Source organism: Streptococcus sp. E24BD (assembly GCF_041807825.1).
Lineage (GTDB): Bacteria > Bacillota > Bacilli > Lactobacillales > Streptococcaceae > Streptococcus > Streptococcus entericus.
On the sequence record NZ_JBGTZB010000052.1, the window covers coordinates 1 to 7,825 of the forward strand.

A 7,825-nucleotide genomic window follows, 5' to 3' on the forward strand; every position below is an offset into this window, starting at 1 on the left:
AATCAAAGGGAAACTAGGAGATGAAGCAGTAAAACCTCATCAAAAGGTATCTAAGACCCTTGTTGTTCGGGAAATTGAACGATTGAAGACAGAAAAACTCGCCTGCTTTCAGGACTACAAGGATAACCTGTTGACCAGAGAAGATTATATTGCCAAGAAAAAGGAAGTAGATAAATCTGTTCAGGCTTTGGAAGAGCAGTTGAAAGAAGCTAGCTATGTTCAGTTGCCAACTGATAAGAGGTTAAGCAAAGAAATTGTAGTTGCACACGTTGACAAAGTTGTGGTTGATTGTCTTGGCTTTTTTACAGTCATCTACAAATAGCTGAGGAGGAGACTTGTATCCTAGCAAGTCTCTTTCTTGATGGGATAGTTTGTGGTATAATGAGTGTGTAATCTAGCAAATAAATAGTGTCAGTTACTTGACATAAGAGGGCCACATTGAGGAAAAGGAGAGTCTTCATGCCTCGGTTGTCCGAGAAATCAAAGAAGAAACAGGGTTAACCATAGTTAATCCTAAATTGGTGGGGGTCAAGCATTTTCATACCCGAGATGACGGTACCCGTTATTTAGTCTTTCTTTACCGAACGACAGAGTTTACGGGAGAGATTCAATCTTCTGAAGAAGGGGAAGTGGTCTGGGTGAGTCATGACGACATTGCCTCAGGTAGGGTAGAATTGGCGGACTCTATGGATGATTTGTTGACCTTTTATTTCAATGATGCCCACTCAGAACTCTACTATGAACGAGATGCAGACGGGATCTTGCAGCGGATTTTCTTTTAACTAACAAAAAATTGGTAAGCCTTATTGCTAAATAGCAGAAGGCTTACCAATTTTTTTGATGCTTTGGTTATTGTTGGATGCTTATTGTTGTTTCCCTTGAAAATATTAGTCGTATTTGGCATCTATTTTTAGTGATCAAGGCTGGCGGTGTCCTGTTATGGGACACGAGTGCTGTCTAGTTTTTATGGGACTAGTTGGTTTTGTCATCGCACAAAAAAACACCGAATCGGTGCGCAAAATGTATACGGACAAAGCCTTATTTTAACGTGCTGTGCTGTTTCGAATAGCTCCACGGGTTCAGTATAACATGAGTTATAAAACTTGTCAAGTAATTTTTTAGAAAACCTACAGCTGTAAAACTAAGTAAAATCTTGTTCTTATTCTATCAAAAAATAGGCCAATCGGGTAGCTAAATGCTTGCTTATTTTTAAAATAAGAGTACAATATAGTTATAAATATTTTACTTAAGGGGTTATTTTATGAAGAAACCATATTCTATCGGACTTGACATCGGTACCAATAGCGTCGGATGGAGCTTGATCACGGATGATTATAAGGTACCTGCTAAGCGGCTGCCGGTTATGGGTAACACTGGTAAGACTCATATTAAGAAGAATCTGATGGGTGTCTTGTTATTTGATAAGGGGCAGGTTGCGGCAGATCGCCGTATGAAGCGGGTGTTTCGTCGTCGGCTAACCCGTCGTCGCAATCGTCTGCGTTACTTGCAGGAAATCTTTGCTGAGCCCATGCAGCAGGTGGATGAGACGTTCTTTCATCGGTTAGACGATGCTTTTCTGCGTGTTGAGGACAAGCAGTGGCATAAGCACCCCATTTTTGGAACTCTAAGAGAGGAGTTAGCTTACCATGAGACTTTTCCAACGATTTACCATTTGCGTAAACACTTGGCGGATAGTCCTGAAAAAGCAGATCTGCGGTTGGTTTATTTGGCGTTGGCACATATCATCAAATACCGCGGGCATTTTTTGCATGAGGGGAAATTGACCTCTGATTATACGGATGTTCAAGCCCTATTTGAGCAATTTTTGGAGGTGTTTGATGGGTTACGGGGGACAGAGCTAAGCCATCAACCTCTAATGGTCAAGGATATCTTGACTGCAAAACTCAGCAAGTCGAAAAAAGTGGAGCAGGTTCTGGCTTTGACACAAGGACTGGATAAAGAGGCGAAAGCAGCTCTCAAACAATTTCTGAACTTGACGGTCGGTTTGCAGGCTAATTTTACTTCGATTTTTAGCTTGCCTGAAGATGTGAAGCTGCAATTATCGAAGGATTCCTATGAGGATGATTTGCAAGGTTTGTTGACGCAGCTGGGAGATAGTCGCTATGAAGAGCTGTTTCAAGTGGTGAAACAACTGTCGGATGCTATCGTCTTGTCAGGGATTCTAACCACAAATGAGGCGACTCACGCCAAATTATCGGCGGTTATGGTCAAGCGTTATCAGGATCACAAGGACGATTTACAAAAGCTGAAAGACTGCTTGAAGGAAACGTCGCATGACCTTTACAGAGAAGTCTTTAGCTCAAAAAGCAAGACAGGCTATACCGCCTATATTGAACAGGGGTTATCTCAGGATGCGTTTTACAAATACCTGAAGGGTATTTTGAAAGGTGTTGGGGGGCGTGAGTACTTCCTAGAAAAAATTGAACAAGACAATTTCCTTCGCAAGCAACGAACCTTTGATAATGGCTCTATCCCACATCAGCTTCACTTGGAGGAATTGCGGGCTATTCTAAACCGTCAAGGGAAGCACTATCCGTTTCTTGAAGAAAACAAGGCAAAAATTGAGCAGATTTTGACCTTCCGGATTCCTTATTATGTGGGACCATTGGCGAATGGTCAGAGCCAGTTTGCTTGGTTATCACGGAAATCGGATGATAAGATTCGTCCTTGGAATTTTGATGAAATTGTTGATAAGGAAGCGTCAGCGACCGCCTTTATCGACAAGCTCACCAACCGAGACCCCTATTTGCCAAATGAAAAGGTTCTCCCCAAGCACAGTCTACTTTACCAGGAATTTACCGTCTACAACGAGCTGACCAAGATTCGTTACGAGGCAGAAGGTCAAAAGAAACCATGTTTCTTTGATGCCAACATGAAGCAGGAGATTGTCGACCATGTCTTCAAGGAGCACCGTAAGGTGACCCAGAAGGTCTTAATGGCCTATTTGGACAATGAATTTCCACAGTTTCGGATAACGGGGCTTATTGGCTTAGATAATGAAAAAGGCGCCTTTAATGCCTCCTTAAATACCTACCACGATTTGAAAAAGATATTGGGACGTGCCTTTTTGGATCAGCTGGATAACCAAGAGGTGTTAGAAGAGCTTGTCCATACCTTAACGGTTTTTGAAGACAAGGAGATGATTAAGCAACGGTTGTCTCAGCATTTTTCGGGGACTGTTCTGAAACAGCTGGTGCGTCGCCATTATACTGGCTGGGGACGCCTATCACGCAAACTCATTCATGGGCTGAAAGACGACCACAGTCGTAAGACTATTTTGGATTATTTGATTGATGACGGCTATAGCAATCGTAACTTTATGCAGTTAATCAATGATGATGGATTGAGTTTCAAAAAACAAATTGCGGACGCCCAAGAACAGCATGATAGCGAGGATATCAAGCAGGTCATTGCTGATTTGCCAGGTAGCCCAGCCATTAAAAAAGGGATTTGGCAGAGTATCAAGATCGTTGATGAGTTGGTGAAGGTCATGGGATATGCACCTGAACATATCATCATTGAAATGGCACGAGAAAACCAGACGACAGCCAGGGGACGAAAAAATGCTCAGGAACGGTTGAAACGTTTAGAAGAGGCTTTAGGAGGTTTGGGAAGTGCCATCCTTAAGGAAAAGAAGCCTGATTATATAGAGGGTGACGTTCAAAACCATCATTTGCAAAATGATGCCCTCTACCTTTACTATCTCCAAAATGGAAAGGATATGTATACAGGTGACGCACTAGATGTTAATAAATTACCGGATTACGATATCGACCATATTATTCCACGGAGCTTTATAAAGGACGATTCTCTGGATAATCGTGTTTTGACGACTTCTAAAGAAAACCGAAAAAAATTAGATAATGTACCGTCAATGGAAGTTGTTGCTAAGATGCGACCGTTTTGGGAGCAGCTGTACCGTTCTCGTCTTATCAGCAAGCGCAAATATGACAATTTGACAAAAGCTAGTCGTGGTGGGTTGACAGAGGAAGACAAGGCCCGTTTTATCAAGCGTCAGCTAGTGGAAACACGGCAAATCACTAAGCATGTTGCTCGCTTGCTGGATGAGCGTTTCAATCCAACAGTCCTTGATGGCAAACGTCAGCGAACCGTTCAGGTGTTGACATTAAAAGCCAGTCTTACCTCACAATTTAGAGAGCTATTTGGTCTTCACAAGGTGCGGGAGATCAACGACTATCACCATGCCCATGATGCCTATCTCAATGCAGTGATTGGTAAGGCCCTTTTGACCCGATATCCTCAACTGGCTCCAGAGTTTGTCTATGGGGAGTACCAAGTAAGAAAACGGTCAATAACTGATGCTAAAGCTACCGAAAAAACCTTTTTCTACTCCAACCTCATGAACATGTTCCAAGAAATCATTCGTTTGTCAAATGATGTTATCATCGAGCGACCGATGGTGGAAATCAATGAAGAAACTGGCGAAATTGCTTGGAATAAGAAGAAACATATGGCCACTGTTAAAAAGGTTTTATCCTATCCGCAGGTCAATATTGTTAAGAAGACAGAAATTCAGAGCGGTCGCTTCACGAAAGAAACGGTACTACCAAAAGGGGATTCAGACAAGCTGATTGCTCGAAAAACCAAGGAGGTGTACCTGGACCCTAAAAAATATGGGGGTGTGGATAGTCCAACGGTGGCCTATGCCGTTCTTGTGGTGGCTTCTGTTGAAAAAGGCAAGGCGAAAAAGCTGAAGCAGGTCAAGGACTTGGTTGGTGTGACCATCATGGAGCGCCAGCAGTTTGAAAAAGATCCGATAGCCTTTTTAGAAGCAAAAGGTTATCGCCAGATTCAAAATCATCACATGATTAAATTGCCAAAATATAGTCTGTTTGAATTTGAAAATGGTCGTCGACGCTTACTCGCTAGTTCTGGTGAATTGCAAAAAGGCAATCAGCTAGTTTTACCACATCATCTAGTAACTCTCTTGTACCATGCTCAGGGAGTAGACGGAAAAAATGCTGGCGATCATCTTACTTATTTGAAGGAGCATCGGGCTTTATTTGATGAATTGTTTGAAATGATTGTGGCGAATGCCCAACGGTTTGTGTCAAAACCAAAGGCTGTGGAGAGTTTAATAGAGCAATTTACCCAGAAAAAAGAGACGAGTGATCTCAAGGAACTGGCCAAATCGTTTGTTGATCTCTTGAAATTCACCGCGTACGGAGCACACGCTGAGTTGAAATTTCTAGGAAAGACTATTCCTCGTCAGCGTTATCTGACCGTGACAGAGTGTCTCTCTGCTACCTTGATCCACCAATCAGTGACAGGGCTTTATGAGACACGGATTGATTTATCTAAGCTGGGAGATGACTGATGGGCTGGCGGACAGTAGTGGTCAATACCCACTCAAAATTATCGTATAAGAACAACCATCTGATCTTCAAGGATGCCACTCGGACAGAGTTGATCCATCTGTCCGAGGTGGATATCCTCTTGCTGGAAACGACGGATATTGTCTTGTCTACCATGTTGGTGAAGCGGTTGGTTGATGAGAATATCTTGCTGATTTTTTGTGATGATAAGCGCCTCCCCATTGCTCAGCTTATGCCTTTTGCGGCTCGGCATGATTCGAGTTTGCAACTGTCTCGTCAGATTGGTTGGGCGGAGGACCTCAAAGCAAGGGCATGGACAGAAATCATTGCCCAGAAAATTCTCAATCAGGCCTCTTTTCTCGGCGACTGTCAGTTTTTTGAGAAGGCGCAAGCGGTCATGGAGCTTTATCATGGTTTGGAAATGTTTGATCCTAGCAACCGCGAAGGACATGCTGCTAGAACCTACTTTAACACCCTCTTTGGGAATGATTTTTCGCGGGAGCAGGATAACCCCATCAATGCAGGTTTGGACTATGGCTATAGCTTGCTTTTGAGTATGTTTGCGAGAGAGGTTGTGGTCTGCGGTTGCATGACACAGCTGGGGCTTAAACATGCCAATCAGTTTAATCACTTTAATTTTGCCAGTGATATCATGGAGCCTTTTCGCCCGATTATTGACCGAATCGTTTATGCCAATCGGCAGAAGTCCTTTATTGGCATTAAACGCGAACTCTTCAGTATTTTCTCAGCAACCTACTCTTATAGAGGGAAAGAGATGTACTTGACCAATATTGTGAGCGACTATACGAAGAGAGTTGTTAAGGCACTTAACAGTCAAGGAAAGGAGCTTCCCGAATTTAGGATATGAGCTATCGCTATATGAGAATGTTATTGATGTTTGATATGCCTGTTGAGACGGCAGATGAGCGCAAGGCTTATCGGAAATTTCGAAAATTTTTGCTGAGTGAAGGTTTCATTATGCACCAATTTTCGGTTTACAGTAAGCTTTTGCTCAACAATACCTCTAGCAATGCCATGTTGGCACGATTAAAGGAAAATAATCCCCAAAAGGGGCATATTACTTTATTGACGGTGACGGAAAAGCAGTTTGCGCGAATGGTCTATCTGCATGGAGAAAGGGATCAGTCGGTTGCCAATTCTGATGCCCGAGTTGTCTTTTTAGGAGAAGGATTTGATGAAGCTGAATCTACCTATTTTTGATGAGCCGATAGCCTTATCTGGCTTAACTGTTTTGACCGTTGAGTCGACGGCTGTCTTTGCCCGTCTTGCCCAGCTGTTTTATCAATACAACGAGACCTCAGAGCTTCGACTGTTTGATCAAAAAAGTAGGTCATTGAAGGAAGCAGAGGTGATGTTGGTGACAGATATTTTAGGATTTGATGTTAATGCCCCTAGTGTTTTAAAGCTTATTCATGCAGACCTTGAACAACAGCTTAACGATAAGCCAGAGGTCAAGTCAATGATTGATAAGCTATCATCTACCATCACTGAACTGATTGCTTATGAATGTCTCGAAAACGAACTGGACCTCGAGTATGATGAGATAACGCTATTGGAACTCATCAAAGCATTAGGAGTTCGGGTTGAAACATCGAGCGATACCATTTTCGAAAAATGCTTTGAAATTTTTCAAATTGTCAAGTATTTAGCTAAAAAGAGATTGCTGGTCTTGGTCAATAGTGGTGCCTACTTCAATCGTGAGGAATTGGTTCGACTGAAAGAATACATTGATCTAAATCAGATGACGGTGCTTTTTTTAGAGCCAAGGCGATTATATGATCTGCCTCAGTATGTCCTAGATGATGATTACTTCCTAATCACAGAAAATATGGTATAATAGTGTTTATAAAGGAGCCAGACGAAACTGAAGTCTAGCTGAGACGAGCAGTGCGATGACGAAATCTTAAAGGTAAAAAAGCCTACGAGGTTTTAGAGCTGTGCTGTTTCGAATGGTTCCAAAACTATTCCCCTCTTTTTTATTGGATTACTTTGGTTTTAGAGCTGTGCTGTTTCGAATGGTTCCAAAACATCACCTACTACCACGAACTCGCCGAGATGGTTTTAGAGCTGTGCTGTTTCGAATGGTTCCAAAACCCGAATACCACAAGGAGGACTCGTCTAAATGTTTTAGAGCTGTGCTGTTTCGAATGGTTCCAAAACGATATTACTTACAACCAAGGCTACCACGAAGTTTTAGAGCTGTGCTGTTTCGAATGGTTCCAAAACGAGGCAATTCTGCCGGAGGTCCTAGAACCAGTTTTAGAGCTGTGCTGTTTCGAATGGTTCCAAAACTCATTGAGCTAGTCAAGCGGAGCTATTTGTGTTTTAGAGCTGTGCTGTTTCGAATGGTTCCAAAACGAGGCAATTCTGCCGGAGGTCCTAGAACCAGTTTTAGAGCTGTGCTGTTTCGAATGGTTCCAAAACTTGGCACCAGAACTCATCAAAGG

At 42.6% G+C, this 7,825-nt stretch carries 5 protein-coding genes, 1 pseudogene and 1 CRISPR repeat array; all 6 genes and pseudogenes read left to right on the top strand.

Features of this window, described 5'->3' with window-relative positions; translation table 11 throughout:
* Window positions 1-322, top strand: a pseudogene (locus tag ACERC5_RS09395) (recombinase); the annotation flags it as partial.
* A gap of 157 nt (window positions 323-479) precedes the next feature.
* Window positions 480-782 carry an NUDIX domain-containing protein gene (locus ACERC5_RS09400; RefSeq protein ID WP_373660630.1) on the top strand — a complete coding sequence of 101 codons (303 nt, stop codon included), beginning with the start codon at window positions 480-482 and terminating at the stop codon, window positions 780-782.
* Window positions 783-1,261: 479 nt separating this feature from the next.
* Window positions 1,262-5,359, top strand: a complete 4,098-nt coding sequence (gene cas9, locus ACERC5_RS09405) for a type II CRISPR RNA-guided endonuclease Cas9 (protein ID WP_373660627.1) — start codon at window positions 1,262-1,264, stop codon at window positions 5,357-5,359.
* Window positions 5,359-6,225: a type II CRISPR-associated endonuclease Cas1 gene (cas1, locus tag ACERC5_RS09410; RefSeq protein WP_373657918.1), complete on the top strand. Its 867-nt coding sequence runs from the start codon at window positions 5,359-5,361 to the stop codon at window positions 6,223-6,225. The genes cas9 and cas1 overlap by 1 nt, the downstream gene beginning before the upstream one ends.
* Window positions 6,222-6,578, top strand: coding sequence for a CRISPR-associated endonuclease Cas2 (cas2, locus tag ACERC5_RS09415; protein ID WP_373660628.1), 357 nt, complete (start codon window positions 6,222-6,224; stop codon window positions 6,576-6,578). The genes cas1 and cas2 overlap by 4 nt, the downstream gene beginning before the upstream one ends.
* A complete protein-coding gene (gene csn2 / locus ACERC5_RS09420) occupies window positions 6,550-7,215 on the top strand; it encodes a type II-A CRISPR-associated protein Csn2 (protein WP_373660629.1) in 666 nt (221 codons plus the stop codon). The genes cas2 and csn2 overlap by 29 nt, the downstream gene beginning before the upstream one ends.
* A gap of 89 nt (window positions 7,216-7,304) precedes the next feature.
* Window positions 7,305-7,802: a CRISPR direct-repeat array (repeat unit 36 nt; unit sequence GTTTTAGAGCTGTGCTGTTTCGAATGGTTCCAAAAC).
* The last annotated feature ends 23 nt before the right edge of the window (window positions 7,803-7,825 follow it).